General features: G+C 62.0%; 30 protein-coding genes and 1 pseudogene. 18 read left to right on the forward strand and 13 right to left on the reverse strand.

The window, feature by feature from the left end; all coding sequences use genetic code 11:
• Nucleotides 1–133: 133 nt before the first annotated feature.
• Nucleotides 134–1297 (reverse strand): alpha/beta hydrolase family protein, encoded by a 1164-nt coding sequence (locus AC3WQS_RS27955; RefSeq protein WP_007729711.1) that lies wholly within the window; start codon nt 1295–1297, stop codon nt 134–136.
• A 175-nt stretch (nt 1298–1472) separates the two neighbouring features.
• Between AC3WQS_RS27955 and AC3WQS_RS27960 the strand changes: the two genes are divergently transcribed.
• The gene (locus tag AC3WQS_RS27960) at nt 1473–1913 is read left to right on the forward strand and encodes a VOC family protein (protein ID WP_020909353.1); all 441 of its coding nucleotides are present in this window, start codon (nt 1473–1475) and stop codon (nt 1911–1913) included.
• Between the two features lie 21 nt (nt 1914–1934).
• Here AC3WQS_RS27960 and AC3WQS_RS27965 read toward each other — a convergent pair whose 3' ends face one another.
• Together AC3WQS_RS27965 and AC3WQS_RS27970 are read right to left on the reverse strand one after the other, a co-directional pair.
• Complete coding sequence (locus AC3WQS_RS27965) at nt 1935–2534, reverse strand: TetR/AcrR family transcriptional regulator (RefSeq protein ID WP_387403328.1); 600 nt, start codon at nt 2532–2534, stop codon at nt 1935–1937.
• Nucleotides 2535–2592: 58 nt separating this feature from the next.
• Nucleotides 2593–4026 (reverse strand): FUSC family protein, encoded by a 1434-nt coding sequence (locus AC3WQS_RS27970; protein WP_492712615.1) that lies wholly within the window; start codon nt 4024–4026, stop codon nt 2593–2595.
• Between the two features lie 58 nt (nt 4027–4084).
• On the opposite strand from AC3WQS_RS27970, the gene AC3WQS_RS27975 reads away from it, so the two are divergent.
• The gene (locus tag AC3WQS_RS27975; protein WP_019745590.1) at nt 4085–4600 is read left to right on the forward strand and encodes a MarR family winged helix-turn-helix transcriptional regulator; all 516 of its coding nucleotides are present in this window, start codon (nt 4085–4087) and stop codon (nt 4598–4600) included.
• A 1-nt stretch (nt 4601) separates the two neighbouring features.
• On the opposite strand, the gene AC3WQS_RS27980 is transcribed toward AC3WQS_RS27975, so the two are convergent.
• On the reverse strand, nt 4602–5006 hold the full coding sequence (locus AC3WQS_RS27980) for a PaaI family thioesterase (protein WP_069145498.1): 405 nt from the start codon (nt 5004–5006) through the stop codon (nt 4602–4604).
• A 117-nt stretch (nt 5007–5123) separates the two neighbouring features.
• Between AC3WQS_RS27980 and AC3WQS_RS27985 the strand changes: the two genes are divergently transcribed.
• On the forward strand, nt 5124–5567 hold the full coding sequence (locus AC3WQS_RS27985; RefSeq protein WP_019745592.1) for a winged helix-turn-helix transcriptional regulator: 444 nt from the start codon (nt 5124–5126) through the stop codon (nt 5565–5567).
• A gap of 2 nt (nt 5568–5569) precedes the next feature.
• On the opposite strand, the gene AC3WQS_RS27990 is transcribed toward AC3WQS_RS27985, so the two are convergent.
• From AC3WQS_RS27990 to AC3WQS_RS28005, 4 genes are all read right to left on the reverse strand, one after another.
• Nucleotides 5570–6025 (reverse strand): PPOX class F420-dependent oxidoreductase, encoded by a 456-nt coding sequence (locus tag AC3WQS_RS27990; protein ID WP_007729721.1) that lies wholly within the window; start codon nt 6023–6025, stop codon nt 5570–5572.
• 33 nt (nt 6026–6058) lie between these two features.
• Nucleotides 6059–6598, reverse strand: a complete 540-nt coding sequence (locus tag AC3WQS_RS27995; RefSeq protein WP_037133525.1) for a hypothetical protein — start codon at nt 6596–6598, stop codon at nt 6059–6061.
• Between the two features lie 70 nt (nt 6599–6668).
• On the reverse strand, nt 6669–7484 hold the full coding sequence (locus AC3WQS_RS28000; protein ID WP_387403331.1) for a DUF72 domain-containing protein: 816 nt from the start codon (nt 7482–7484) through the stop codon (nt 6669–6671).
• Nucleotides 7485–7528: 44 nt separating this feature from the next.
• A complete protein-coding gene (locus AC3WQS_RS28005) occupies nt 7529–7711 on the reverse strand; it encodes a hypothetical protein (protein WP_007729726.1) in 183 nt (60 codons plus the stop codon).
• Nucleotides 7712–7792: 81 nt separating this feature from the next.
• Between AC3WQS_RS28005 and AC3WQS_RS28010 the strand changes: the two genes are divergently transcribed.
• The 5 genes from AC3WQS_RS28010 (at nt 7793) to AC3WQS_RS28030 (ending at nt 11619) form a co-directional block, all read left to right on the forward strand.
• Nucleotides 7793–8113: a GYD domain-containing protein gene (locus tag AC3WQS_RS28010; RefSeq protein WP_007729728.1), complete on the forward strand. Its 321-nt coding sequence runs from the start codon at nt 7793–7795 to the stop codon at nt 8111–8113.
• A 44-nt stretch (nt 8114–8157) separates the two neighbouring features.
• Entirely contained in the window at nt 8158–9006 is an 849-nt protein-coding gene (locus tag AC3WQS_RS28015; protein ID WP_024487511.1) for an LLM class F420-dependent oxidoreductase, read from the forward strand.
• Nucleotides 9007–9081: 75 nt separating this feature from the next.
• A complete protein-coding gene (locus AC3WQS_RS28020; protein ID WP_153211491.1) occupies nt 9082–9831 on the forward strand; it encodes an SDR family oxidoreductase in 750 nt (249 codons plus the stop codon).
• A 62-nt stretch (nt 9832–9893) separates the two neighbouring features.
• Nucleotides 9894–10358, forward strand: a complete 465-nt coding sequence (locus AC3WQS_RS28025) for an RrF2 family transcriptional regulator (RefSeq protein WP_492712614.1) — start codon at nt 9894–9896, stop codon at nt 10356–10358.
• A gap of 118 nt (nt 10359–10476) precedes the next feature.
• Complete coding sequence (locus AC3WQS_RS28030) at nt 10477–11619, forward strand: GGDEF domain-containing protein (RefSeq protein ID WP_020971004.1); 1143 nt, start codon at nt 10477–10479, stop codon at nt 11617–11619.
• A 26-nt stretch (nt 11620–11645) separates the two neighbouring features.
• Here the strand turns inward: AC3WQS_RS28030 and AC3WQS_RS28035 are convergent, their stop codons facing one another.
• Nucleotides 11646–12530 carry a helix-turn-helix transcriptional regulator gene (locus AC3WQS_RS28035; RefSeq protein WP_492712613.1) on the reverse strand — a complete coding sequence of 295 codons (885 nt, stop codon included), beginning with the start codon at nt 12528–12530 and terminating at the stop codon, nt 11646–11648.
• Between the two features lie 167 nt (nt 12531–12697).
• Between AC3WQS_RS28035 and AC3WQS_RS28040 the strand changes: the two genes are divergently transcribed.
• Genes AC3WQS_RS28040 through AC3WQS_RS28055 form a run of 4 tightly spaced genes read left to right on the forward strand, consistent with a single transcriptional unit; the run spans nt 12698 to nt 16054 of the window.
• Complete coding sequence (locus AC3WQS_RS28040; protein WP_021345745.1) at nt 12698–13735, forward strand: zinc-dependent alcohol dehydrogenase family protein; 1038 nt, start codon at nt 12698–12700, stop codon at nt 13733–13735.
• Between the two features lie 42 nt (nt 13736–13777).
• A complete protein-coding gene (locus tag AC3WQS_RS28045; RefSeq protein WP_492712612.1) occupies nt 13778–15250 on the forward strand; it encodes an MFS transporter in 1473 nt (490 codons plus the stop codon).
• On the forward strand, nt 15225–15611 hold the full coding sequence (locus tag AC3WQS_RS28050) for a DUF2255 family protein (protein WP_069145489.1): 387 nt from the start codon (nt 15225–15227) through the stop codon (nt 15609–15611). The genes AC3WQS_RS28045 and AC3WQS_RS28050 overlap by 26 nt, the downstream gene beginning before the upstream one ends.
• A 29-nt stretch (nt 15612–15640) precedes the next feature.
• On the forward strand, nt 15641–16054 hold the full coding sequence (locus AC3WQS_RS28055) for a (R)-mandelonitrile lyase (RefSeq protein ID WP_153211489.1): 414 nt from the start codon (nt 15641–15643) through the stop codon (nt 16052–16054).
• 13 nt (nt 16055–16067) lie between these two features.
• On the opposite strand, the gene lexA is transcribed toward AC3WQS_RS28055, so the two are convergent.
• Nucleotides 16068–16757 carry a transcriptional repressor LexA gene (gene lexA / locus AC3WQS_RS28060; protein ID WP_020909365.1) on the reverse strand — a complete coding sequence of 230 codons (690 nt, stop codon included), beginning with the start codon at nt 16755–16757 and terminating at the stop codon, nt 16068–16070.
• Nucleotides 16758–16834: 77 nt separating this feature from the next.
• Between lexA and AC3WQS_RS28065 the strand changes: the two genes are divergently transcribed.
• On the forward strand, nt 16835–17293 hold the full coding sequence (locus AC3WQS_RS28065; protein ID WP_029256421.1) for a hypothetical protein: 459 nt from the start codon (nt 16835–16837) through the stop codon (nt 17291–17293).
• A gap of 101 nt (nt 17294–17394) precedes the next feature.
• On the opposite strand, the gene AC3WQS_RS28070 is transcribed toward AC3WQS_RS28065, so the two are convergent.
• Nucleotides 17395–18894, reverse strand: a complete 1500-nt coding sequence (locus AC3WQS_RS28070) for a flavin-containing monooxygenase (protein WP_029256422.1) — start codon at nt 18892–18894, stop codon at nt 17395–17397.
• Nucleotides 18895–19527: 633 nt separating this feature from the next.
• On the opposite strand from AC3WQS_RS28070, the gene AC3WQS_RS28075 reads away from it, so the two are divergent.
• Together AC3WQS_RS28075 and AC3WQS_RS28080 are read left to right on the forward strand one after the other, a co-directional pair.
• Entirely contained in the window at nt 19528–20073 is a 546-nt protein-coding gene (locus AC3WQS_RS28075) for a helix-turn-helix transcriptional regulator (protein ID WP_228117944.1), read from the forward strand.
• 167 nt (nt 20074–20240) lie between these two features.
• Nucleotides 20241–21128 (forward strand): ScbA/BarX family gamma-butyrolactone biosynthesis protein, encoded by an 888-nt coding sequence (locus AC3WQS_RS28080; RefSeq protein ID WP_153211487.1) that lies wholly within the window; start codon nt 20241–20243, stop codon nt 21126–21128.
• Nucleotides 21129–21166: 38 nt separating this feature from the next.
• On the opposite strand, the gene AC3WQS_RS28085 is transcribed toward AC3WQS_RS28080, so the two are convergent.
• Complete coding sequence (locus AC3WQS_RS28085) at nt 21167–21811, reverse strand: ScbR family autoregulator-binding transcription factor (RefSeq protein ID WP_019745609.1); 645 nt, start codon at nt 21809–21811, stop codon at nt 21167–21169.
• Nucleotides 21812–21897: 86 nt separating this feature from the next.
• Between AC3WQS_RS28085 and AC3WQS_RS28090 the strand changes: the two genes are divergently transcribed.
• The 3 genes and pseudogenes from AC3WQS_RS28090 (at nt 21898) to AC3WQS_RS28100 (ending at nt 24514) form a co-directional block, all read left to right on the forward strand.
• Nucleotides 21898–22740 carry an NAD-dependent epimerase/dehydratase family protein gene (locus AC3WQS_RS28090; protein ID WP_322742070.1) on the forward strand — a complete coding sequence of 281 codons (843 nt, stop codon included), beginning with the start codon at nt 21898–21900 and terminating at the stop codon, nt 22738–22740.
• A gap of 361 nt (nt 22741–23101) precedes the next feature.
• Nucleotides 23102–24220 (forward strand): annotated as a pseudogene (locus tag AC3WQS_RS28095) (hypothetical protein).
• A 147-nt stretch (nt 24221–24367) separates the two neighbouring features.
• Complete coding sequence (locus AC3WQS_RS28100; RefSeq protein WP_198586334.1) at nt 24368–24514, forward strand: hypothetical protein; 147 nt, start codon at nt 24368–24370, stop codon at nt 24512–24514.
• Nucleotides 24515–24519: 5 nt separating this feature from the next.
• Here the strand turns inward: AC3WQS_RS28100 and AC3WQS_RS28105 are convergent, their stop codons facing one another.
• Entirely contained in the window at nt 24520–25176 is a 657-nt protein-coding gene (locus AC3WQS_RS28105; protein WP_141488279.1) for an alpha-ketoglutarate-dependent dioxygenase AlkB family protein, read from the reverse strand.
• Nucleotides 25177–25243 lie beyond the last annotated feature (67 nt).

A 25243-nucleotide genomic window follows, 5' to 3' on the forward strand; every position in this document is an offset into this window, starting at 1 on the left:
CCCCCCCCCCCCCCCCCCCCCCCCCCCCCCCCCCCCCCCCCCCCCCCCCCCCCCCCCCCCCCCCCCCCCCCCCCCCCTCCCCCCCCCCCCCCCCCCCCCCCCCCCCCGCGGATGATCTGGATTCTCGGTAAGCCTAGCGGAACAGGTTCGCGACGAACGGAATCGTGTCGGCCTGCGATTCGACCAAAGCGCCGCTGTGATCGGTGTTGTAGGTCTTGAACGTGACCGGTTCACCGTTGGCGACCAACGCTGCAACCAGCGAAAGTGCAGACGGTGCAGGGACATCCACGTCAAGCAGGCCCTGGCCGATAAAGATAGGGCGGTCGTATCCACTGGTCGGTACACCCATGTAATCGTTCAGCAGACCCTGGAAGTTCGGGATCTGACTGAGCGGGCGGGAGAAGATGTCACCGAGGACCAGATCCTTGGATGCCTCGTCCAGGTCTGCGGCGCAGAGCTTTTCGGCCGAGTCGACCTTTTCCCTTCCCAAGTCGTTCAGGTAGGAATTCAAGTCGATCTCGGGGTGCGCTTCCCGCAAGCCCGCGAGGATGTAGAGCGCGTACGACGTCAACCCGCCGCCGAGGGCGATGGGAGGGAAGCCCGGACCGGCAGGCAGGAGGGTCAACTCGATGTTGGCCGGCACTCCGGTACCCACGCCACCGCGGTAGTCGAGCGAATCCCCTCCGTACTCGGTTGCGTATCGGGCCGTCGTGATGGCCGCACCGCCGCCCTGCGACTGTCCGACCACTGCCCAACGATTCGAGATGGAGGAGTCGATGACCCGGGCCGCCTTGACCGAGTCGACTACGCTGTGCGCCTCCACCTTTCCGTCGAGGTACGGCATCAGCCCTGGTGTACCCAGACCGACGTAGTCGGTGGCGACGACGGCGTAGCCCTCCGAGAGCCAGCGCCCCAGGTACGGGTAGTCACGTTCGGGCAGGCCGGGACCGACCAGCGAAGGGGCACAGGAATCGTCGAGTCCGGTGGTGCCGTGCGCCCAGGCGATGACGGGCCAACCACCTTCCGGTGCCGGGCCGGCCGGGACGTAGTACGCGCCACTGCTCAGCGCGGGCCCGCCGTTGGAACCGATGGTCCAGTACGTGAATCGCTTGGCGTCGGCGGTACCCGGAATCCACAGATCCTTCGGTAGCGGCTCACTCGACACCACAGTGCCGGTGGCTTGCGACGCGCTCGGCGCCTGCGCGGACGCGATGGGCGCAGCAACGGCGGAGCCGATCGTTGCAGCACAGAGGGCTGCGATGGATATGCGGGCAAACGACTTCGACTGGAATTTCACGTCTGACGACTCCGGTTCGTGCGGTGGGCGACCTCGTTGGACGTTATCGTAGATTTTGTTTAACCGATCGGTCAAGCAAAATCTTGCAGCTTTGCGACACGTACATGTCGAGATCCCGGCCCCGACTCCGACCCAGTATCGAACCGGCACGAAGAAACAGTAGGAGGATGTGTCCATGGCACACGTACAGCGTTTCGACCACATCGGCATCACCGTCGCGGACCTCGAATCAGCGACGGCGTTCTTCGTCGTTCTGGGTCTCGAGGTGGAGGGCACCGGATCCGTGGAGGGCGAGTTCGTGGAAACCGTCTGCGGTATCCCTGGAGCAAAGTGTGAAATCGCCATGCTGCGCCCTCCGGGCGAAGGGTCACGGCTCGAGCTCTCGTCCTTCGTCAGGCCCGACCACGTACCCGGATCGCCTGCTCCGATGGCCAACGAGATCGGTCTGCGCAACGTGTCTTTCGAGGTGGGCGATCTCCAGGCGGCGGTCGACGCGGTGGCTGCGGATGGTTACGGGCTCATCGGCGGGATCGGCGAGTACGAGAACAGCGTGCGCATGGCCTACGTGCGTGGGCCGGAAGGGATCATCGTGTCCCTGTTCGAGCAGATCGCCTGAAGCGTCACGGCAATCGGACCGTCAGATCGCCTTCCACGAGCTGACCAGAGCGCCCATCGCGGCCGCGAATTCGGCAAACGCCGCGTCGATTCTGACGCGGTCACCGGTCGTCACGAGATCGAGCGTCAACCCCCGAATCTGCGCCAACACGATCGTCGCGTAGCGATCAGCGCGATCGGGCGGACATCCATGCGCGAGCGCAGCTTCCGTCAAACCACCCAACCAGTCCCCCACCACATGATCGAGAAACTCGCGATACCGCTCCGGATGCAATAACGCCTGTCCGTAGATCTCGAACACCAAGCGAAAGTTCGGCAACGATTCCGCTGATGTGCGCCCATTCCAGTAACTCGTCAACATCTCGACGATGTCGGTCCCGGAAGAGATGTCGAGAGAAGAGCTGTCTCGCAGGGTTGCGACTACTTCAGTGAGTAGTTGTTCCTTCGAACCGAAATGGTGGATGAGTGTCGCATGGCTGATCCCCAGGTCCTTGGCCAACGGCCGCATGGACAGTTCACCGACGCCGTTCGCCGTGACATACGCGGTTACCTGCGCGAGCAATTCGGCACGGCGATGCTGGTAACGCAGTTTTCGGCCGTCGATCGGCGTGCTGTCCTCCACCTGCAGGAGCCTACGCAGTACCGGAAACACAGCAGTACCGGAAGCACAGCAATAACGGTTACACGGTGACGTGGTGGCGATCCGATCGACTGATCGTGACAGCGGCGACGACGATACCGATCACCACGCCGATGAGAGTGTCCGCGACGCGAGCCACTGCCGCTTCGGTCCCGATCGGAGCACTGAAACCGATGAGAAGCAGTGCCATCGGAGTGACGGCCAGTGACGTCAGCGCATAGTTCTTGATCACGAGCAGCTCCGCAGCAGTCTGCAGAATCACGATCACGGCAACGGCTTGCCAGTAGCCGAGTGTCAAAGCGATGAGCCCAGCGGCCACGACGGCGCCACCGACATTTCCCACCAACCGCTGAATCCCGCGCTGGACGGTCTGCTTGTAGTTCAGTCCCTGCATCGCGGCGATGGCACCCATCGACGCCCACAGCGGATGCTCCAACCCGGCGACTGCCGCGAGCCAACCGGCCAGAGCCGAGGCCGCCACGATGCGGAGAGCATTCATCCGAACCGGGCGCGAATACAGTCGGCGCAATCCTTCGAGAAAATAGCCCTCGGGTGCGGCAAGCGTGGGCGCCGGCGCGAGGTCGTGTTCGATCATGCTGGAGCGCTTGAGCTTCCGAAGTTCCTTCTCGTGCTGAGCAATACTCCGGATCAAAGTCGCGTCGCCGTGCAACTGCCATTGCTGTACTGCCGCTTCTGCTTCGTCGAGCACTGCCACCAGTTCGCGTCCGTGATCGACGGTCGACTTGATCCGACCGCTCGACGCAATGACCAAGCGGGCGTTGGCAATCGATCCGAGCGCCGGTTCCACTGCGTCTGTGCCGGACTGTTCGAGACGCCCCACCGCGGAGACTGCACGAGCAACTGCCAGACGGGCAGGCCCCATCGGCAGTACGAGCGCTGGGAGCATCGCGGCCACCCAACCGACCACAACTCCGAGCGCACCGGCAGTCACCAGCCTCGCCAGATCATCGACACTGGAGGCATATCCGGCTGCACCGGTCGCCGCGAAGACGAGGATGACGGGCCCTGGTCCGGTGATCCGGAAGCCCGACATGAAGCAGTACGACGCACCGGCCAGCAACGACAGGATGCCGATCTGCAACCACATCGGAACGCCCACAACACCCATTGCGCTGCCGAAAGCGATGGAAACCACCAATGCGGCACCGACCATCGCCAGCTTGCCCGCCAACCGGGGATACGGCTCGTACCTACCGAACGCGGCGCACAGCGCACCCAAGGCCGCGAAGCCGGCCAACTCCCGATGCCCGAGCAGTCCGCCGACCACGAGGACTACGGCGGTGGCGAGCCCGACCCTGATCGCGGGGGCGATTGTCGCGTCGGCGGATCCGACGCGAAAAGCCGCTCGCCACGTCGCCCCGGAGACCGTATGTGCAATGGCCTCACTCGAATGAGTGAGACGGCTGGGCGTCCTGGCTGCGGTTTCGGTTCGGGTCACCGACTCAGCATACATTTATTTCACCAGTAAATTACTTGTGAAGTAATGTGAATTCTGTCGCTAAGATGGGGCCATGGGTGCGACTGACAGATCCGAAGACGACTTCATAGACAAAGTCCGTCGCGAATGGAAGCGCGCCTACCCGGAGTTCGACACCGCCCCCGTCGAAGTGATGGGCCGGATCGCCCGCATCAACGCGCAGTCTCTTCACCAGCTCGATCGCGCCCTGGCGTCCAGCGGGGTCTCTCGCGCCGAATTCGACGTGATGAGCGCACTCGCTCGCAGTGACCGTCCCCTGCGAGCGAGTGAAGTCACCGCCGTCACGATGGTCAGCGGCGCCGCCACCACAAAACACGCAGACCGTCTGGCCAAGCTGGGCTTTGTCGAGCGTCAGCGTTTCGAACACGACGGACGGGTGGTTCTACTTCAACTCACCGATGCCGGTCGCGCATTGGTCGAGGCAGAGTTTCCCCGTCGCGTCGAGCGAGACCGTCAAGTACTGACCGGACTCGACGAGGACGAACGCGCCCAGTTGACGGCACTGCTCAAACGAATCTCACGCAACATCGACTCGGGGATCTGGGACTGACCTACTTCGGCAGCGGTACGTTCTGCAACCGCACCTGACCGCGCGCCACCTCTTTGCCCGATTCCGGATCGGTGATGACCACCGACCACAACTGCTGAACGCGTCCCTGCTGAATCGGGAGAGCCACGACGTCCACGCGCCCACCCGTACGCGCCCGCAGGAAATCCGTTCCGTTGTGGACGCCGACGGCGAATTCGCCGCGATCTGCCACTGCAGTGCTGGCTCCGATACTCGCGGCCGACTCGACGGCGGTCGTGTAGACACCGCCGTGGACTACACCCCACGGAGTGTGATGCGCCTCGGACAGATCGATGTGCCCGACGACCTTCGTGCCGGACACCTCGTCCAGTTGCAATCCGGCAGCGCTGACAAATCCGCTTGCTGCCTCGAGATTCAATTCCGTCATGACGACCCCTCATCTGCTCCGTTGGATTTCTCGACCTACCTTCCGCCCTCGAATACATACCGTCAAGTGCTAAGTTGGAATTCCCAACTAACTTCTCCAACTAACAGGGGCCCAGAGATGACGGCGACAAAAGGACGCAACTGCTCCATCGCCAACGCCTTGGAGGTCGTCGGCGAGAAGTGGTCACTGTTGGTGCTCCGAGAAATCGTCCTCGGACAACGACGGTTCGACGAGATCGCCGCGGGCACGGGTGCGAGCCGCGACATCCTCGCCGCGCGTCTGCGCACCCTCGTCGAGGCCGACGTCCTCACGAAGCGTCGCTACGAAGACCATCCACCGCGCTACGAATACGTCGCCACCGAATCAGGGAAGGCGCTCTACCCTATCCTGATGGCACTCATGGAATGGGGAGATACCTTTGCGACGACGGGTCCGCCGCCTACCGTCGTCGAGCATCGTTGCGGTGAGATCCTGCACGCCCAAGTTGTGTGCGCACACTGCAAAGAACCGCTGGCCGCCAGAGATGCGCACGTAGTCGAACTCTCGCCACCTGCTCGATAGCGTCAGCGTCCGGGCGGAAACCCGCCTGTTGCGATCGGGCCCCAGGAGTCGACGGTGACGCGGATCAGGCTCTTGCCCTGCTTGCGCATGGCTTCGCGGTACTCATCCCAGTCGGGATGATCACCGGCGATGGATCGGTAGTAGTCGACCAACGGTTCCACCGAGTCCGGGAGGTCGATCAACTCCGCGGTTCCGTTCACCTGGACGTACGGACCGTTCCACTCGTCGGAGTGGATACACAGAGACACCGCGGGGGTGCGGCGAACGTTCGCGGCCTTGGCCCGTTCCGGGTACGTGGAGATGACGATCCGACCCTCGTCGTCGACCCCGCACGTCACCGGAGAGATCTGCAACTCGCCGGATTTCTTCACCGTGACGAACGTGGCCCGATGACGCGGCCTGATGAACTCGAGGAGTTCGGCAAACGAAACACGATCTGCGCTGGCGATCTTGGACATGACCTCAGCCTAATTCGATTTACGAGCTGACGCTCAGGGCATCTCGATGGTCTGAGCACGTGCGATTTCGTCGATTGCACGAATGACGTACGCGCTCTGAGCTTTCTTCACTCCGGTCGACAGACTTCCGATGACCAGAACCGCCGAACGCAGGTACGCGCCGTGCCCGATGCGGAACGAATCGTCTTCCAGATCCGAAATCCCGAGCGCCCCGGTGTAAACCGCAGCGAGCGCCTGCACGTCCAGATCCGGCAGCCACACGATTGTGGACTTGGCGCAAACAGTGAGCGCATCCTGCACGTCCTCGCTGGACAAGCCGTCCGGATGCGTGTCCTCGAGCAATTCGCGCACGATCGCCGCGTGAACCGAGCTGACCTGCTCGAACGAGAGCCCGCGCAGTTCCTCGACAGCCACGAGCAGTCCGTCACGATTTGCCGCCCGCACCGCGGCGAGTGCGTCGGCCGTGGCATCGGCGATGTCACGGGCGACCTTCGGCCAATGCGTCGGCCAGCTCTGTTCTGGCGTCCGCTGTTCCGGCGTCCGCTGTTCCGGCGTCCGCTGTTCTGGCGTCATCGTGGTATCTCCTCGGTCCTCGCGTTCATGCGGAAGCCTTCCACATCCCACCGACAGGCCAGGCGATCCGTCAGCGCAGCCGCTCCAACAAGGACATTGCGTTGTGCGGCGCAAAGCCTTTCATGTCGTTGTCGAAGTAGACGTACACGTCGAGGCCTTCGTCCATCCAATCCCGAAAGCGCTTGGACCACTTGTCCAGAGCTTCGTCGGTGTACCCACTCGCATACAGTTCCTTGTCCCCGTGCATCCGCACGTAGACAAAATCGGTAGTCGGAGTGGTGATGCGGGGATATCTGCCGGCGGTGTCTGCGACGACAAAACCGATGGAGTGCTCGCGCATCAGGTCCACGGCTTCGTCGGTCTCGAAGCTGGCGTGCCGCGCTTCCACCGCGTAGCGAATCGGCACATTCCTCTCGGTCTGGGCGAACACTCGGTCTTCGGTGAGCTTGTCGTCGTGCTGTGCTGCCAGATCGGCTGCAGCCTGGGTGGTGCGGGGAAGACCGTCGAAGAAGCCGGTCAACCGCTGCGGTTCGAACTGCAGCGTCGGAGGTAGTTGCCACAGGATCGGTCCGAGCTTGGGACCGAGGGCGAGTGTTCCGGCGGCGAAAAAGTTGGCGAGTCCGTCACGGGCGTCGAGCAGTCGTTTCATGTGCGTGATGTACCGGCCACCCTTGATCGCGAACACAAAATCTTCGGGAGTTTCACTGCGCCATTTGGTGTAGCTTTCCGGCTTCTGCAGGGCATAGAACGAGCCGTTGATCTCGATCGACGTCAATCTCTCTGCGGCATAAGATAATTCTTTGCGGTGAGCAAGACCTTTCGGATAGAAATCTCCGCGCCACGCGGGATACGTCCACCCGGAGATACCTACCCGAATATCTGCCATCGATTCAGACTAAGCGGCACTCGAGCGTTTTGACACTCCGTGTTTCAAACTCCGGCACTGAGCGCGACGGATACCGGTACGACGGTCAGGCACACCACCGCGCCGACGAACAACGCGATCACGAGGCGACGGTCCCACTTTCCGCGTGCACCACTGGCAGCCAGCATGAAGATCACAAAACCCACACACACGGACACGATAGTCACGATCACCGGAGTTCCAACCATGCCGTGATTGTCCCCTACCCATTGCCACCGAGCGCCCTACGGGTACACGATCGAAGTACCCATCCCGAGCAAGGAGTGGAAATGCCGAAATACCTCTGGCAAGTGACGTACTCACCCTCCGGCGCCGCCGGTCTACAGCAGGAGGGAGGCACTGCGCGGCGCGACGCGATAACCCGAATGGTCGAAAGCATCGGCGGCACAGTCGAATCCTGCCACTTCGCACTGGGCGGTCACGACATGTTCGTCATCGGCAACCTACCGGACGACGTCGCGGCAGCCGCATTGAGCATTCGCACGGCTGCGGCAGGTGCAGCACGCTCGGAGTCGATCACACTGCTCACGCCGGAGCAGATCGACGAGGCAGTCAAGCGACCGACCGACTACCGCGCGCCGGGCAAATGACGACGGAAGGAATAGATCCCGGCAGCAGCCGAGTTGCACCCGCTGTGACGGAGACTACGAAAACACCTGACCTGGGCACCTACGGAATCTGGCGAGGAGCGGCTGGTTTGCCGCCCGAACTGGGAACAGCGATCGAGAAACTCGGTTTCGGCACCATCTGGATCGGCGGCTCACCACGCGCCGATCTACGGATCGCCGAGAAACTTCTCGACGCGACCGAGCACATCACTGTGGCGACCGGAATCGTCAACATCTGGTCCTCACCTGCGGCCGAGGTGGCGGAGTCCTATCACCGACTCGAAGCCGCGCATCCGGGGCGATTCCTGCTCGGCGTAGGCGTCGGACATCCGGAGGCGACCGGCGACTACACCAAGCCGTACGCCTCGCTCGTGTCGTACCTCGACGAACTCGACGAGGCCCAGGTCCCGGAATCGCGGCGCGTCCTCGCCGCACTGGGACCGAAGGTGTTGAAACTGTCCGCAGATCGCGCTGCCGGCGCGCATCCGTACCTGACCATCCCCGAACACACCGCCGAAGCTCGTGAAATCCTCGGCCCTTCGAAGATTCTTGCCCCCGAGCACAAGGTTGTTCTGGAAACCGATCCGGAGAAGGCCAGAGCAATCGGTCGCCCCGCCGTCGCCAACCCGTATCTGTATCTGCGCAACTACACGAGCAATCTCGAGCGCCTCGGTTTTGCGCCCGAAGAGTTGGCGAACGAAGGAAACGATCGCGTCATCGACGCTCTGGTTGCGCGCGGTACCGCGAAGTCCATCGCGGATCGACTTCGGGAGCATGTCGCGGCAGGTGCCGATCACGTTGCGATCCAAGCACTTCCCGCCGAGGGTGATCCGCTCGCGACCTACGAAGCACTGGCAGCCGAACTCTTCGGCTGATCAGACAACCCTTGACTTGGATAAGTTGTGTCCGAGTATACTTGGACACGGCTTATCCGAGTAAAGGAGAAAATCATGAAGATCGTCATTTTCGGAAGCGGACTGATCGGAAGCCAGGTCGCCGCCAAGCTCGCTGACGCCGGGCACGACGTGAAGGCGCTCGGTCGGGCAGACGGGATCGACATCACCACCGGCGCAGGAATCGCCGAAGCAGTCGATGGTGCCGACGTCGTCGTGGATCTGACCAATTCTCCGTCGTGGTCGGACGAAGACGTCTTGGCCTTCTTCCGTGACGGAACCAGCCATATCCTCGCCGCAGAAGACAAGGCGGGCGTCGGCCACCACGTCATCCTGTCCATTGTCGGCGCCGATCGACTGCCCGATTCCGGGTACATGCGAGCCAAAGTCGCCCAGGAAGACCTGGTCAAAGCCGGCCCGACCCCATACACGATCGTCCGATCGACCCAGTTCTTCGAGTTCGTCGCCGGAATCGCCGACGCCGGAACCACCGACGGCACGGTCCATGCAACACAGGCACATCTGCAGCCCATCGCATCACGGGACGTCGTTTCTCACGTCGCCGAGGTAGTGACCGGTGCGCCGCGTAACGGCACGGTCGAGATCGCCGGGCCCGAACCGCTGGGCATCGACGAACTGGTCCGGCGCCTGTTCGTCGTCACCGGCGACAAGCGCTCGGTGATTTCCGATCCCGAGGCCGGATACTTCGGCGCGAAACTCGACAACTCGGCACTCACCCCGACACCCGGCGCCGACGCATGGATCGCGCGGACAACGTACGACGCGTGGCTTGCCGAGAAGGCCTGACGTCGACCATTCGAGCGACGTCCGGCCCGCACCGCTTTCCACCACGTCGATAGAGTTCAACCATGAAGCTTTCCGGAGGCGTGGAGTGGTCACTCCACTGCTGTGTGGTTCTCAGCCAGGCCGAGGGGCCGGTACCCACAGCCAGACTCGCCGAACTTCACGGGGTGTCGAAGACATACCTGGCGAAGCATCTGCGAGCGCTCGCGCACGCCGGTCTGGTCAATCCGACCGAGGGCCGAGACGGTGGGTACGTCCTCACCCGGGCTCCCGAGAAAATCACCGTTCTCGACGTCGTCCAGGCCGTTGACGGCACTGAACCTGCGTTCCGGTGCACGGAGATTCGACAGCAAGGAATCCTCGCCGCTCCACCGGAGCAGTGCCGTTCCGCCTGCGGAATTGCCAAAGTCATGGCCGACGCCGAAAAAGCCTGGCGCGCATCGCTGTCGGGAGTCACGATTGCAGATCTTGCTGCAACCCTGGATCTTCCGGCACTCAGAAAGATCCTGACCACACCGATCGCACTTTAGAGCGGCCCACACCTCACGAGGCATCAATCCATCGTTCAACTATCGGGTACCTTGTTCGGGGATCAAATCTTGACGAAGAATCTTCCGGGAATTTTCGCAAGATCTCGGAGGGGGTTTCATGGGAGTCAGTGGCGCTGCGGGGTTGGGGCAGAACATTCGTCAAACAACTGGACTGTTGCGTCGCTGGTGGTCTCTTGCGTACGACGGTGAATGGTTCCCTCGGTTTCTGGCTGCTCGATCGATGTTGGGGACAGCCAGAGTGGTCGTCACCTTTTGGTGCGCCGTGTTCGTGGCACTCGCCGTACTGGCTCAATTCGTGAAGGGTGGCGCAACCGACCTCCCTGAACGGCTCGCGGCGGGCGCAGCATGCATGATCGCGCTCTACTGCATGATTCGCTGGTCACTCGGACGGTCCTGGCCGAGCCACCACCAATCCGTTCGTTTCATTTCGCTCACCAATATCTGCTTGTCCTTGATACTTCTCGCCGGAATCCATTCGAGCTTCCTGGCGTTGACCGGCGCCGTTCTGTTCGTGGTCGTCGCGAACTATTCGTCGGTATTCCACAGCCCTCGAATAGTCACGGCACAGATCGTCGGCGCGCTGTTCGTCGTTGCCCTACTGACAATTCGCGCTGTAACCGATCCGGATACCGATTCTTCGCTGTCGGTGTCCACTGGATTCGTCATCGGGTGTGTTATCGCGTCCGCCGCGATGACCGTGCATTTCCTCGTCTTGTACTTGACCGACGATGCACGACACTCTTGGCGCGATCCACTCACCGCTGCTCTGAACCGACGTGGGCTGCACAACGTCTGGCAACAGCTGTTCGGTGTCGGCGAACTCCAAGGACACGTTGTCCTCGCGGTGGTGATCGATGTCGATTCGTTCAAGAGCGTGAACGACAAACTGGGTCACGCAGAAGGTGATCGGATGCTGGTGACAGTCGGTCGGCGTCTGAACTCAGCGGTCGGAGAGGTCGGGTTGGTTGCCCGGACAGGCGGCGACGAGTTCGTGATTCTCATGCCCGTGGAGCCACGTCGCATCGAACAAACCGTGGTGGACATTCACAATTCGATATCGCGGCCCGCCGGTCGGCAGTCGATTTCCGTGAGCGTCGGAGCCAGCGTGTGGCTGTCCTCGACAATCCCGGACGCTTCAGGAACCATCGATCGGATACTTGCCGACGCCGACAACGCGATGTATCGAGCCAAGCGACGGGGTGGAGACCAGGTGGCCTGGGCGGTAACGCATCTGAGCTGATCGACAGGTCTACTTGCCGACCGAACTCAGAGCGCCGCTTCGCCGTCGTTCGCCGGATCCAACTGATCCTGGGTTGCCGCCCAACTCGCCAAGAGTTTGAGTGCGTCAGCCGTGGGCGTCCCCGGCGCCGCGGTGTAGACCAGCAGCGTCAGCCCGGGATTGGACGGCAGTTCCATCGCCTCGAAGTTCAGCTCCAGGTCGCCGACTACGGGGTGACGAACCTTTTTGAATCCCGTCCGATGAAAGCGCACATTGTGTTTCGCCCACCGGGTGCGGAATACCTCACTGCGAGTGGCAAGTTCACCGATGAGCTCGGTCAGCGCCTTGTCATGGGGATTGCGTCCCGCTTCCGAGCGGAGCATCGCGGCGATGTCGTCAGCCGCGCGCTCCCAATCTACGAAGAAGTCCTGCGACGCCGGGTCCAGGTACACGAAGCGGGCGTTGTTCGCCGGCCTACGCGGATCAGCCAAGACTGGCGAATACAACGCGCGCGCCATGCGATTGGCCGCCAGCATGTCGTGCCTGGCATTGCGTACCCACGCCGGCGCGTCGGTGATGGCGTCGAGTATCTGCTGAATCGCCGGGCTCACGCCCTTGGGGGCGGGCCGCTTTCTACTCGGTGCGCCTGCACTGGCGGCCTTCGCGAGGTCGTACAAATGGGCAGTTTCGGCTTCGTCGAGTTGCAGTGCTCGGGAAAGACTTTCGAGCACCGAGTCCGACGCTCCCGCCAAATTTCCGCGTTCCATGCGCACGTAGTAGTCGATGCTCACACCGGCGAGCAGAGCGACTTCCTCACGGCGCAACCCCTTGACGCGACGGTTTCCGCCGTAAGCCGGGAGCCCTGCCTGCTCGGGTGTGATGCGAGCACGACGGGAGCTGAGGAATTCGCGGATCTCGGCTCGGTTGTCCATGCAGTTCACGTTACTCGAGCGGCGAAGACCGAGGGAGGTACTGCCGTTACCTGGAACAACAGACACTCCCGCGCTCGCGAGGCGCCGCGTTGACTGATTGCAGTCGACCGGTTCACGCAGAAGCGTCGACTTCCAAGCACGCGATACCAGAAGCAAGAGGGGACACCATGCGAGCAACCATCATGTACGGCGCCGGAGACGTTCGGGTCGAGACCGTGCCCGATCCGGTACTGCAGCAGCCGACGGACGCGATCGTGCGGGTCGTCAGGGCCTGCGTTTGCGGCTCTGACCTGCACCCTTACCACAACATGCCGGCAACACCCGGTGGTTCCCCGATGGGCCACGAATTTGTCGGAGTGGTCGAAGAGACCGGTCGCGAGGTGTCCACGTTGAAGAAGGGCGACTTCGTCATCGCCCCATTCGCCTGGTCCGACGGGACGTGCGACTTCTGCCGCGAAGGCTTGCAGACGTCCTGCCGCCACGGTGGATTCTGGGCCGGAAACGGGATCGGAGGAGGGCAGGCGGAGGCCATCCGAGTGCCGTTGGCAGACGGCACCCTGGTCAAGGCGCCGGTCGGTGAGGACTCCGAACTCCTGCCGTCACTGCTCACGCTCTCCGACGTCTTCGGCACCGGCTATCACGCGGCGGTCAAGGGTGGCGTCAACCAACGCACGACGGTCACGGTCATCGGTGATGGAGCCGTGGGGCTGATGGCAGTGCTCTCCGCCAAACGCCTCGGCGCCGAGCGCATCATCCTCATGGGGCGCCACAAGACCCGCACGGATCTCGGTCTCGAGTTCGGAGCCACCGATGTAGTTGCCGAACGTGGGGACGAGGGCATCGAGAAAGTCCGCGAACTGACCGGAGGCGACGGCACTCATGTCGTCCTCGAAGCGGTAGGTCACATGCCTGCCTACGAGCAGTCACTCGGAGTTGTCCGACCGGGCGGCGTCATCAGCCGAGTCGGAGTACCCCAATACGAAGAAGCCCCAATCGGATTCGGGACGCTCTTCGGACCCAACATCACGCTCACCGGTGGACCGGCTCCGGTGCGCGCGTACATCGAAGAGCTGATGCCGGATGTGCTCGACGGAAAGATCGAGCCGGGCAAGGTCTTCGACCACACCGTCGGGCTCGACGACGTAGCGGAAGGCTATCGAGCCATGGACTCCCGTGAATCGTTGAAGGTCCTCGTCCGCCCGTAATCCACCACTTGCGAACGTCCACCACTTGCGAAGAAGAAGCGCGTGACCCACACTGCCAACCGTCCCGTTGCCGGTCGCATCAATTCCACCGCGATCCTGGCGATCATTCTGATCAGCTATTTCATGATCCTGCTAGACAATTCGATCATCTTCACCGGGCTACCCAGCATCCAAAGCAGCATGGGTTACTCGGCAACCGGGCTGTCCTGGGTCCAGGACGCCTACACCCTGGTGTTCGGCGGCCTTCTCCTGCTGGGCGCCCGTCTCGGGGATATCTTCGGCCGTCGTCGCGTATTCGTCTCCGGTCTCGCAATTTTCGCGATTGCGTCGTTTCTCGTCGGGGTCGCGCCGAACGGTTGGTGGCTCATCGCGGCGCGCGCTCTCCAAGGCGTCGGAGCCGCAGTGGTGGCCCCGGCGTCGCTGTCACTGCTGACCGCCAGTTACCCGCCCGGGCCGGAGCGAACGCGCGCTGTTGCCTGGTACGGCGCTGCCGCAGGAATAGGCGCCAGCCTCGGACTCGTGATCGGCGGCGCCCTTGCCGACTGGGTGTCTTGGCGCGCAGGCTTTTTCATCAACGTTCCGATCGGAATCGCGATGATCGCGCTCGCGCCCCGGTTCATTCCGGAAACCGAACCCAACTCCGGACGTTTCGATGTGGCGGGCGCTGTTCTCGCCACACTCGGCATGACCGCACTCGTCTTCGGCACCGTCAACTCGACCGAAGCGGGGTGGACCTCACCGATCGCTGTTGCGACACTGGCGACTGGGGCGATCCTACTGATCCTGCTCTTCCTCAACGAAGCGAGAGCGGAGCAGCCGATCATGCCACTGAGGTTGTTCCGCAGCCGGGAGCGATCCGGGGCGTACGCCGCCCGAATGCTCTATCTGGGCGCCATGATCGGATTTTTCTACTTCACCACTCAGCTACTCCAAGGCGTCATGGGCTTCAGCGCGTTCCAAGCTGGCATCGCCTTCTTCCCGATGACGATCGTCAATTTTGCTGTGGCGATGCTGATTCCGCGACTGACACCACGATTCGGAAATTCCGCAATTCTGTCGGTTGGCATTGCCGTCACCCTCGCCGGGATGGCGTGGCTCAGTCTGGTCCATCCCGGCAGCACGTATCTCACCGCGATAGCACTTCCGATGATATTGATCGGCGCCGGGCAGGGGTTGGCTTTCGCTCCGCTGACTTCTGCCGGCATCTCCGGGGTAGAGGCCGAGGATGCCGGTGCCGCATCAGGATTGGTCAACACTGCACACCAACTGGGCAGTGCTCTCGGACTCGGCATCCTCGTCGCAGTTTCCGCGGGCGCCGGAGCCTCTGCCGACGACGCCACAACGGCACTCACCGATCACGTATCAACGGCTCTCACCGCAGGCACCGCCCTGCTGGCCGCTTGTCTCGTCATCGTCCTCGCACTGATCGTCCCGGCTACGAGAACGCGAAGTACCACAAAGCAATTCGAACAGGAGAAAGGAAGCCGAGATGTCGCACTCGTGGACCGAGGCTGAACTGACCAAGATCGGTGGTGCCGAGGAATTGCAGATCTCCTCTAACCGCCGCGACGGCACCGCAAGGCCGTACGTCACGATTTGGGTCGTCCGTGCCGACAACCAACTGTACGTACGCTCGGCATACGGAACCGACAACCCGTGGTTCGTCCGAGCAACGGCAAGTGGAAGGGGCCGAATCCGCGCAGGAGGAATTGAGCGGGACGTGGCGTTCGAGTCCGCCGCACCGGATGCGCACTCGGCGATCGACTCCGCCTACCACACCAAGTACGACCGCTACGGCCCGCAGATCGTCGGCTCCGTCACCGGCCGCGCCGCCGCACCCAACACCATTCGACTTGTTCCGCTGACGCAGAACTGAACCGCCCCTTTCGATTCCGAGGAGACCTCATGGAAATCTTGAAGCCCCAGCCCACCAGCAAAGCACCCAGCGACTGGTTCACCGGCGACGTCTGGTGGGACGTCATCTACGCCGGCCAGGAGCCGTCGAGGATGCGCGCCAACATGGTTCGCTTTGCACCTTGTGCGCGAACCGACTGGCATTCCCATGTCCTCGGGCAGACCCTCCACATCGTCTCCGGGACCGCGCTGGTTCAAGCTCGCGGCGGCGAGATCGTCGAAGTTCACCCGGGCGAGTCCATCTATACCCCGGCAGGAGAGGAACACTGGCACGGCGCGGCACCCGACCGTTTCATGACCCACCTTGCGCTGTGGGAAGGACCCGGCGAGGGAGGCACCGAAACGACATGGGGCGACAAAGTCACCGATGGGGAATACAACGGTCCCCGCGCCAACCATCGCTGAGACCGGACACCTCTCAGATACGTCGCATCACGGAAACAACCTTGCCCAAGATGGCCGCGCGATCGCCGTCGATGACGCTGTATGCGGGATTACGAGGCTCGAGGTACACGTGACCGTCGCGACGTCGGAGCACCTTCACGGTGGCCTCGCCGTCGATCATCGCGGCGACGATCTCGCCGGAATGCGCCTCGTCCTGGCGCCGCACCACGACGACGTCGCCGTCGCAGATTGCTGCGTCGACCATCGACTCACCGCGCACCCGAAGTCCGAACACCGTGCCGGAGCCCACGAGCTCGCGAGGAAGTGCCAGCACCTCGTCGGCGTGCTCCTCCGCGAGGATCGGCGCGCCGGCCGCGATGTCACCGACGACCGGAACCGTCACCGTATTCGACGACGATTGCTCCTTCGCTCCCACGAGGAACGGCCGCACGTCCAACTGCCGAGCCATGGCCGCTCCCCTACGGAGGAAGCCCTTTTCTTCGAGGCTCTTGAGGTGCTTGGATACCGTCGACGTCGAGCGCAGACCAACCGCGTCTCCGATCTGCCGTGTGCTCGGCGTGCACCCGTTGGCAGCCACGAGATCCCGGATGGTCATCAGAATCTGCTGCTGGCGGAGCGGCAGGGAGGAGGCGTCGAGGCCACCGAACATGTCGAGATCGTCGTAATCGGTCACGACGAGAATCGTAGTGAGGGGTCCCGACATCCAGGCCAGGCAGCCGCAGTCTGCCAGAAACGGCACAGGCAGTTTGTTTCCCGAGCGGCGCATGGCACGCTGAGCTGATGGAGCCTCTCGAACCGATGCGCCCGGTCAGTGTTGCAGTCGACACGCGGACCAAGACTCCACTCTGGAAGTTGGTGGTGCTCTATCCGGCAGTGACATCGGTGTTCATGTTTGCCGCACTCACCACCCGAACGGGAATTGGTCTTGTCGTACTGGGACTGGTCATTTTCGCAGTCGGCGCGAGCACTTACGCGATGTCGGAGCGACGGATGCTTCGGGAGAACTCGGGGGTTCGAGTTCCATACTTCGCCGGACCTCCTGTCGCCCCGCGGCACGTCGATCTACTCGCGGCAGCAGGGATGCCCCTCCTTACGAGTGGAGCGGTGTTGACCGTCCGGGCATCCGATACAGAACGTCCTTGGGTTTTCATATCGGTGTTCGTGATAGCGATGGTCCTGGCAATAACTGTCCCGATGGTTGTGCATAACGTGCGGGTCAAGCGGACAGAATCAGCCTGAGCAGTCACGCCATACCGATATCTCGCAGCGTCACGTTCAGCCTTCCCAGACGTCGGACCGACGTCTGGGTGGTGCGACCGGTTCGCCTCAGGTGGAGTCGACTATGCGCTGGCGACCTTGCTATCAGGCACGACAGCAATATCGACCTTGCTGAACTGCAGCACACCGTCTTCGATCTCGGCGTCGTGCATCAGCTTGCGGTCGCGGTAGTAATTGTTGACCACTTTCCACGCGCCGCGGGCACCCTGACGCGGCATTTCTCCGTCGCCGCGCTGGATGTAGCCCGAGGTCAGGGCTCCGCCCATGAGAGATTCTTCGGCGAAGTCCTCGGGTTCGGCGTGAACCTCGAAAGTCGTGTAGCTGCGATCGCGCATGATCTTGAGCACGCGACACAGATAGGACGCGGCCAGGTCAGCCTTGAGCGTCCACGACGCGTTGGTGTAGCCGAGGATCATCAGGAAGTTCGGGATGTCGGAGTAGAGCACGCTCTTGTAGGCCACAGTCTCGTTGAGCTTGACCGGCTCGCCGTCGATGCTCATGGTCGCGCCGCCCAGAATCTGTACGTTCAAGCCGGTCGCCGTGACGATGACGTCGGCCTCGATTTCGCGGCCCGACTCGGTCACGATGCCCTTCTCGGTGAACGTGGCGATACGGTCGGTGACGATGTCGGCCTTGCCGCTCTTGAGCACCTTGAACAGGTCCCCGTTGGGAACCACGCACAGGCGCTGATCCCACGGGTTGTAGCTGGGAGTGAAGTGACGCAGGTCCACGTTCTTGCCGAGCTGCAGGCGGATCTGGGCGAGGAACAGCTTCTTGGCCAGCTTCGGGTTGGTGCGAGAAAGCTGAAAGCTGGCGCGTTGCAGTGCGATATTGCGGGCTCGACCAATCTTGTAAGCAATCTGGTCGGGAACGCGTGCGAGCTTGAGACCCTTGGCAACAGGGTCCTCGGACGGAAGCGCCTGGATCCACGTGGGCGAGCGCTGCAGCATGGTGACGTGACCGGCGGTGGGGGCCATCGACGGGATCAGTGTGATCGCGGTGGCGCCGGAACCGATGACCACTACCTTCTTTCCGGTGTAATCGAGATCCTCCGGCCAGTGCTGCGGGTGCACGATCTGACCGCGGAAGTCGTCCTCACCGGGGAAGGCGGGGCGGTAGCCCTTGTCGTAGTTGTAGTAACCACAGGCGCCGACGAGGACGTTCGCGGTCCACGTCTCGGTCTCCCCCGTCGACTCGACCAGGACGGTCACGGACCACTGCGCGGCGGTACGGTCGAAGTCCATAGACACGACCTTGCGGCCGAAGTTGATGTGGTCGGTGACGCCGTATTCCTTGGCGGTTTCCTCGACGTAGTCACGGATACTGGCCCCGTCTGCGAGCACTTTGGTGCCGATCCAAGGACGGAAACCGAATCCGAAGGTGAGCATGTCGGAGTCCGAACGGATGCCCGGGTACTTGAACAGGTCCCAGGTGCCACCGATGTTCTCGCGGCGCTCGAGGATCGCGTAAGTGCTTCCGGTCTTCTCACGAATGAGGTGGCAAGCCGCGCCGATTCCGGACAAGCCAGCGCCGATGATCAGTACGTCGACATGCTTTGTCATGGAGGAAACTCGTTTCGTAGGTCGTCGCGAAGCTACATCTGGCGTCGGCAGTGGCCGAGAACGATCGGCCGGTTCAGGCCGGGTTCCCTAAGGTCAGCGCCAACGTACAGGGTATGTGCAACTGACGGTAACAGTCAATATCTCGACCCGACTGGGTACAGAACATTGAGAGTGCGACGCACCGGCTCGCGGAAACTCGATCGAGACGACTGAATGCCGCCAGCCACTGGAGAGTCGTTCACGTCGTCGACGGAACGTCCAATGGCTCGTCTACGCGGGATACTCATCGCCCAAATATTCAGCGCCCTAGCATAATTCGAAGGTCCACGATCAGGTGTCGGACGCGCGAGTCTCCATGGGCGGACGGACAACTGCGCTATCGCTGTCACCCTTCGTGCGCATCAGTGAAGAGGTCACTCCGATAACGAGCCCGCTGACGAAACCACGCTGAAACCAACGGTTTTGGATTCGCAACGCGGAAAACGGGCGGACTGAACCTCCACCGGTGATGTAGTCGCTATGACACACTCCAGCACAGTCACGGTGTATACCACTCATAGCGATCGAGGGTTCGCCAATGCAATCGCTGCCGGAATAAGCACCAGGGCCTATTCCGCGCCACAAACCGCAGACATGAGCCTGTTAAGGCACCACACCAGCGATCACGGTAGAGCGCTTGTTCTCCTACCACTCGGGGGCGTCGATTGGCAGGTGAAGGAGCTTTCCGCACTCGAGGGATCGGTCCTGGTCGGCGATCTCAGTAGCGGCCGCTCCATGATTCGGGGGCTTGCTGCGGGCGCCCACTCCGCGCTCAACTCTCAACTCCCGTTCGCATCGCTGCTCGATGAACTGCAGGCCGCACTCAACCCCAATTCCACTCAACTTGCACACGAGAAGTCCTCGCTCGTACAACGCATCCGGTTGCGCACCGAAGAATCCGCACGAATCGGCAGTCTCACCGATCGCGAGTTCGAGATCGTGGGTCTTCTCTACGGCGGTTCGAATGTCGACTCGATTGCTCGAACCGCCCACATCGCACCGACCACGGTTCGCGCCCACGTCCGAAGCATCCTGCAGAAACTGGGGGTGCACTCCCAACTGGAGGCATGCGCGATGCTCCGCCGCTCTGGTCACGACGCACGTAGACACCCACTGGAACTTCGGATCGGACGCTTCTAGCAGGAAGTGCCCCAGACACACTCGTTGAGATGGGTGCTACCCCTGATCGAACTCGACCTTCGCAAAGATCGTCAATTTTGACGATTCGACGACGTGTCCGGACGTCGAAAATTGGTTCCTACACGACACCGAAGACACGAGCGAACATCGAAAGGTGCATTCAATCAATGGAATACACACGCACAGTGCCGCGGCATCTCGTCCACAGACATGCTGTTGCCGAGGTTTTCTTGACGGACTACCGGATCGAATCGGACTCGGCGTACCAGGTTGCTGTGCAACTCCCGGTCTCGCACCGGATATTCGACGTATCGAGCGAGCAACACGATCCACTCGGGGTGGCAGAAGCATTTCGACAGGCAGTGGTGCTTCTCTGCCACACCCGATACGAGATTCCACTGCACTACAAGTTCCTCATGGAAACATTCAGCTTCGAGATGTTGGATGCGCTCGACGTGCAACCAGTCGCGGAGCCGTTGAGTTTCTCGATGACAGCGGACAACCTCACTTATCGCGACGGAGCGGTCTCGGGGGTCGAAGTGTCGGGGATCCTCAGAGAGGGCAACCGGCACGTCGCCAGATGCAAAGCTGTTGCGCGAGGAGTCAGCCCTGAGGGATACCGTCGAATCCGGCAAGGACGAGAAGACCACCGCCCGAGCCGGCGCATCCTTCCTTCCGGAACCGCGGTGGTCGGATCGGAGCGAGTCGGACGCCTAACCGATGGAGATGTGCTCATCAGCACTGATCCTGCTCGGCACACGATGTTCTGCACTCCCGATCCGCGCAACCACTCCCTTTTCGACCACCCCGTCGACCACATCCCAGGAATGATTCTTTTCGAGGCCGCCCGACAAGCGGTCCGATTCCACATCGGCAACCCAGCAACAAAGATCGCCTCACTCTCGGCGGTCTTTCCGAGGTTCACTGAATGGGAAACGCCGTGCGAGGTGTCGACGACCCTCCTTGACGCGTCAGGCCATGTGCACCGAGTTCGGTTCACTCAAGAACTGGAAACCACCGCGGAACTTGAACTTACAGTTGCGGACCAATTATGAAAGGGAACGAACACGTTCTTCTCGTCGCGTCATCCACGTCAAACGCTCGGTGGTTCCCACTCTCTCGGTGCAAGCGCCGCCAGTTGCATGACGTGCGCCAACTTGTCCTCGCGGACAATCGTTGGCAGCACCAAGTTCCACATCTGACTCAACCGCTCGTACAGATCGGTTCTGCCCGTAAGCATTTCCGAGAGAATCTGCACTCCGGTGAACGACCCCACCACAAATCGAGCCAACGCGTCGATATCGGTGCCCGGGACGATATCGCCGGCTTCGGCGGCTTGGGTTGCCACCTGCTTGATAGCCTCGATCCAATCGAGGTACGGCTGTTCGATGGGACCTTGAATACTGCCGATCTCCATCGTCAACCGCATGCCACCTCGCGCGATGGGCTCGGTCACAAGCTGCCGAGCCATCTCCTGCGAAACGAGCACCAGGGTTTCTACCGCGATGTCGGAATGCGCAGCAACCCGCCGGGTACCCTCCATCGCCATTCCGTGCTGCGCTGCGATGACCGCGTGCGCAAGCTCCTCCTTCGACGCGAAATGAAAATACATCGCGCCCTTGGACACACCCCCGTGTTGCAAGATCGTGCCCAGACTGGCGGAGTACCCGAACTTCTCGAAGCTCTTCGCAGCACCCAAAATGACGGCCTGGCGCGTGAGGACCGCACGCTCCTGCATGATCTACCCAGCTCTCGTTGCCGACGGAATGAATCTCAACGATACGTCGAAAGACCCGGCAGCAACGCCCTCGACACGGACACACCGTGACGACTCTGGTACTCGGAGCCACTGGTTTCATCGGCTCAGCAGTGATGAACCAGCTGGTTTCCCGGGACGGAAACGCTGCAATCGGTTTCGTTCGCACGGACAGCGCAGCCAAACAACTCAGCCGCAACGGAATTGCCGCCACTATCGGCGACATCAACGAAAGCGCCTCTCTACGAGTTGCTATGAGCCAGGCGTCCACCGTCATTTGCTGCGTGTCGTACGTGGGCGACGACGAACAACAGTGCGTTCACGTCAACGAACACGGCATACGGAATGTTGCGTCGTTCGCCGCCGCCGTCGGCGTCGAACGGCTGCTCTACGTCAGCACCGCCGCGGTGTACGGGCCGGGCCCGTTTCGAGACCTGCCCGTCAACGGCGCACCTCTCAAACCCCTCTCACCTGCCAGCCGCACGCGCGCCCTCGCCGAGGAGTTCGTGCGCGACGCCGGAGGCCTCGTCGTCCGGCCCCATCTCGTGTACGGACCCGGCGACAGATGGTTTCTGCCGACACTGACGCGAATCGTCTCTCGACTCGACTCGGTCATCGACAATGGTAGCGCGATCCTGTCAGTAGTCGACGTAAACCTACTCGCCCGATCTATCTACAAACTGTCGACAGAACAGCAATTTCGCTACGGCTCAACACTTCACGTCAACGAACCCGTCCCGCGGACAGTCATCGACCTTCTCGAGCATCATGCGCGGGAGACCAATTGGACTCTGCCCCAAAGCTCTATCCCCCGCGCCGACGCAGTGAAAGTTGCCGCCCAGCTGGGTCTCGACATGCACAAGATAGACATGATCAGTCTCGATCACTGGTTCCGGTCGAGACTGTACTGATGACACAAAGGTTGCTCTCGCCAAAACAACTGCCTCCCAAACTTTTCAGTTCTCATTCGGGATCATCCTGCGCAATGAACAGGACCTATTGCGCTGTCACTACAGACGAACAGTGCGAGCTCTGATGGACGAAACAATGGCTGCACAATGACGGCAGTGGTCGCGCCCACCAACAATGGCCGCGTTCACGCGACTGGCAGCAGCCGGGGGTTCCCTTCCATCCACCTTCGCCGCCGAATGCAGCGTGTGACGATCTACGTCGTGCGCGACGAACCGGCCAGGAGCTCTGACATCACGGCAGAAAGCTCTCCATCTCGCCGACCTCGGCTACCGTCATCTGAACCAGAAAACGGGAGAACAGATGCTCACTGCGGATATTTTGCTGTCGGGACCGCGCGGGCGCCGGATGCTGCTCGCGTATGCGATCGACGCCGAACGCACCCTGCGGCCCGAGCCAGGCGACGGTATGTTCCGCATCAGCGCTCACCGGGCGGCTTATCACCTCGACGTCAGGCAAGGCACCTCCCGAGTGTTGTTCGGCCCGGGCGCCGAAGAGGCCCGGCGGACAATAGTCACCGCCGAGGATGTGGCGCGTAGCCTCTCGGAAATCTCGCTCCCCGACGTCACCGCCGTCGATCTACGCTCCGCCCTCGCAGAAGCCGTCGATGCGGCACGCTACTGGCAGGAACCCGACGGAGAAGACGTCCTCGTCGCCACCGAGGTTATGCAAGATGAGCTTCGACGCGTCGCGGAGCACATTGCCGGCTCCGAACAGGCGCAATGGTCGAGCAGCCCGCTTGCCGCGCCCGACCAATGGTCGATCATGAGCCGAGGCGACTACTCTCCGGACACACGCGAGGTGCCTGCTGCGCAACAACTCCTCAGCGAGTGGCGCACGAGCACCCTGGAATCGGAAGCGAGAGCTGAACGTGACCGCCCGGTGGATCCCGCGGCGAACTGGTCAGGTTATTGGTGGTCGAATCCACCCACGCAGGGTTCGACGAGGGCGCTGTTCGACGGGACTCCGGCGGGCTTGTGGTTCATCGAAGACAGCATGGGATGGGAACGGGCCGTCGTGCGAGCATTGCGGCCACCGACTGGCGCACGCATCTACGAGATCGACAGCGCACAAGCCTGGTCGGATCTGTGCAGACGGTTCCCACTCGAGGTCACCGCGGAGAAGCGGCACGATTGGTACCGGACGACCGGCCGATGAGGCAGGTGGGTCATCCCGGACTGGGTGCAGGTCGCGGAAAGTTTTGAGGGAGTGCACCTTACCGTGACGGGATACCTGGCGGCGGCAGGAACCGCGATCGAGGTCGATGCCGACACGGCGAGCGTCATCGCGGGCTGGGCACCCGACGAAACATACTGGTTCACCGATGCTGCCACCTACATCTCCGAGCCGTGTGTTTGGGTGCTGCACGACGGCCCGGAAGTGACCGACCAGCCCGCATGGACGCTGGAATCGCAGCAATGACCCACACGTGAGGGTCTGCTAGGCATGAGATTCCGTGAGGAATCGATCGCAGTTGCCCTCCGGGTCGGGTCAACCTCAACGGCCTACCGATTTGCACCCGGCCCATCCCCGACTGGTGGATCGGAGCCGGAAGTCGAAAATGAGGGCATGAACGAGACACAACCCCACAACCTCGAACGAGAGCGCTGGCGCACGCTGCCAACTCCACCGTCGACCGAGTTGATCGAGATGGTCGGGGACGGACCTTCGAGCGCAGACTTCGACCCTGCTACACCAGTGGCACAGCAGGGGTGAGACAGTCACGACATTCCGGTATCCCGCAGGGTGATGTTCAGCCGCCCGGACGGCAGACCGATGTCGGGACTTGCACTTCCCGCAATAACTTTCGGCACTCCGTGATACGCGAACCGAGACTCCCCACCGAAGACGAAGAGATCACCCGAATGGAGTTCGACGTCGGTGTACGGCTTGTTCCGATTCTCGGAATTCCCGAACCGAAAGACACAACTCTGCCCGACGCTCAGTGAGACGACGGGAGCGTCGCAGCGCTCGTCCTTGTCCTGATGCATGCCCATCCGAGCGCCCTCGTCGTAGAAATTGATCAGCGCAGTGTCCGGCGTGTACCGCTCCCCCACAGTCGGACCATCATAGGCCGCGGCAACTGCGCTACGGCCGAGGCCAACGAGCCAGTCGGGCACAGCGGCAACCGGTTCACCGTTCACGTCGTCGGCGGTGCGCGTGTATTTGTACGGCTGCCAGTGCCAACCGAGACAGACTGTTTGCACCGACATCTTGTGCCCACCAGGGACGACGGCCGAGCGCATCGGTACGGGTGCGGTCGCCCACCGTCGGCACTCGGCCACCAAGGTGCGCTGTTGTTCGATGCTGAGCCAATCCGGAACGAGAATCGCCCCTGGCGCCACTTCCATTCGTGGCCGAGGAATCAAAGCGTTCATGAATTCCACGCTAATCGGTTTCGCAGCATTGACACCCTCCGCATGGACCCGTAGCGTAATCAACAGA

This window comes from Rhodococcus sp. FW305-130 (assembly GCF_058788335.1).

What these genes read in the sequence shown, in the direction of transcription:
- AC3WQS_RS28025 (WP_492712614.1), top strand. Translation starts at nt 9,894, where the DNA reads ATGAAGCTTTCCGGAGGCGTGGAGTGGTCACTCCACTGCTGTGTGGTT.
- AC3WQS_RS28070 (WP_029256422.1), bottom strand. Translation starts at nt 18,894, where the DNA reads ATGACAAAGCATGTCGACGTACTGATCATCGGCGCTGGCTTGTCCGGA.
- AC3WQS_RS28065 (WP_029256421.1), top strand. Translation starts at nt 16,835, where the DNA reads ATGGAGCCTCTCGAACCGATGCGCCCGGTCAGTGTTGCAGTCGACACG.
- AC3WQS_RS28030 (WP_020971004.1), top strand. Translation starts at nt 10,477, where the DNA reads ATGGGAGTCAGTGGCGCTGCGGGGTTGGGGCAGAACATTCGTCAAACA.
- AC3WQS_RS27970 (WP_492712615.1), bottom strand. Translation starts at nt 4,026, where the DNA reads ATGTATGCTGAGTCGGTGACCCGAACCGAAACCGCAGCCAGGACGCCC.
- AC3WQS_RS27990 (WP_007729721.1), bottom strand. Translation starts at nt 6,025, where the DNA reads ATGTCCAAGATCGCCAGCGCAGATCGTGTTTCGTTTGCCGAACTCCTC.
- AC3WQS_RS28100 (WP_198586334.1), top strand. Translation starts at nt 24,368, where the DNA reads ATGAACGAGACACAACCCCACAACCTCGAACGAGAGCGCTGGCGCACG.
- AC3WQS_RS28000 (WP_387403331.1), bottom strand. Translation starts at nt 7,484, where the DNA reads ATGGCAGATATTCGGGTAGGTATCTCCGGGTGGACGTATCCCGCGTGG.
- AC3WQS_RS27980 (WP_069145498.1), bottom strand. Translation starts at nt 5,006, where the DNA reads ATGACGGAATTGAATCTCGAGGCAGCAAGCGGATTTGTCAGCGCTGCC.
- AC3WQS_RS28035 (WP_492712613.1), bottom strand. Translation starts at nt 12,530, where the DNA reads ATGGACAACCGAGCCGAGATCCGCGAATTCCTCAGCTCCCGTCGTGCT.
- AC3WQS_RS28105 (WP_141488279.1), bottom strand. Translation starts at nt 25,176, where the DNA reads ATGAACGCTTTGATTCCTCGGCCACGAATGGAAGTGGCGCCAGGGGCG.
- AC3WQS_RS27960 (WP_020909353.1), top strand. Translation starts at nt 1,473, where the DNA reads ATGGCACACGTACAGCGTTTCGACCACATCGGCATCACCGTCGCGGAC.
- AC3WQS_RS28010 (WP_007729728.1), top strand. Translation starts at nt 7,793, where the DNA reads ATGCCGAAATACCTCTGGCAAGTGACGTACTCACCCTCCGGCGCCGCC.
- AC3WQS_RS27995 (WP_037133525.1), bottom strand. Translation starts at nt 6,598, where the DNA reads ATGACGCCAGAACAGCGGACGCCGGAACAGCGGACGCCGGAACAGCGG.
- AC3WQS_RS28050 (WP_069145489.1), top strand. Translation starts at nt 15,225, where the DNA reads ATGTCGCACTCGTGGACCGAGGCTGAACTGACCAAGATCGGTGGTGCC.
- AC3WQS_RS28075 (WP_228117944.1), top strand. Translation starts at nt 19,528, where the DNA reads ATGAGCCTGTTAAGGCACCACACCAGCGATCACGGTAGAGCGCTTGTT.
- AC3WQS_RS28055 (WP_153211489.1), top strand. Translation starts at nt 15,641, where the DNA reads ATGGAAATCTTGAAGCCCCAGCCCACCAGCAAAGCACCCAGCGACTGG.
- AC3WQS_RS27975 (WP_019745590.1), top strand. Translation starts at nt 4,085, where the DNA reads ATGGGTGCGACTGACAGATCCGAAGACGACTTCATAGACAAAGTCCGT.
- AC3WQS_RS27985 (WP_019745592.1), top strand. Translation starts at nt 5,124, where the DNA reads ATGACGGCGACAAAAGGACGCAACTGCTCCATCGCCAACGCCTTGGAG.
- AC3WQS_RS28040 (WP_021345745.1), top strand. Translation starts at nt 12,698, where the DNA reads ATGCGAGCAACCATCATGTACGGCGCCGGAGACGTTCGGGTCGAGACC.
- AC3WQS_RS28020 (WP_153211491.1), top strand. Translation starts at nt 9,082, where the DNA reads ATGAAGATCGTCATTTTCGGAAGCGGACTGATCGGAAGCCAGGTCGCC.
- AC3WQS_RS28085 (WP_019745609.1), bottom strand. Translation starts at nt 21,811, where the DNA reads ATGCAGGAGCGTGCGGTCCTCACGCGCCAGGCCGTCATTTTGGGTGCT.
- AC3WQS_RS28080 (WP_153211487.1), top strand. Translation starts at nt 20,241, where the DNA reads ATGGAATACACACGCACAGTGCCGCGGCATCTCGTCCACAGACATGCT.
- lexA (WP_020909365.1), bottom strand. Translation starts at nt 16,757, where the DNA reads ATGTCGGGACCCCTCACTACGATTCTCGTCGTGACCGATTACGACGAT.
- AC3WQS_RS28005 (WP_007729726.1), bottom strand. Translation starts at nt 7,711, where the DNA reads ATGGTTGGAACTCCGGTGATCGTGACTATCGTGTCCGTGTGTGTGGGT.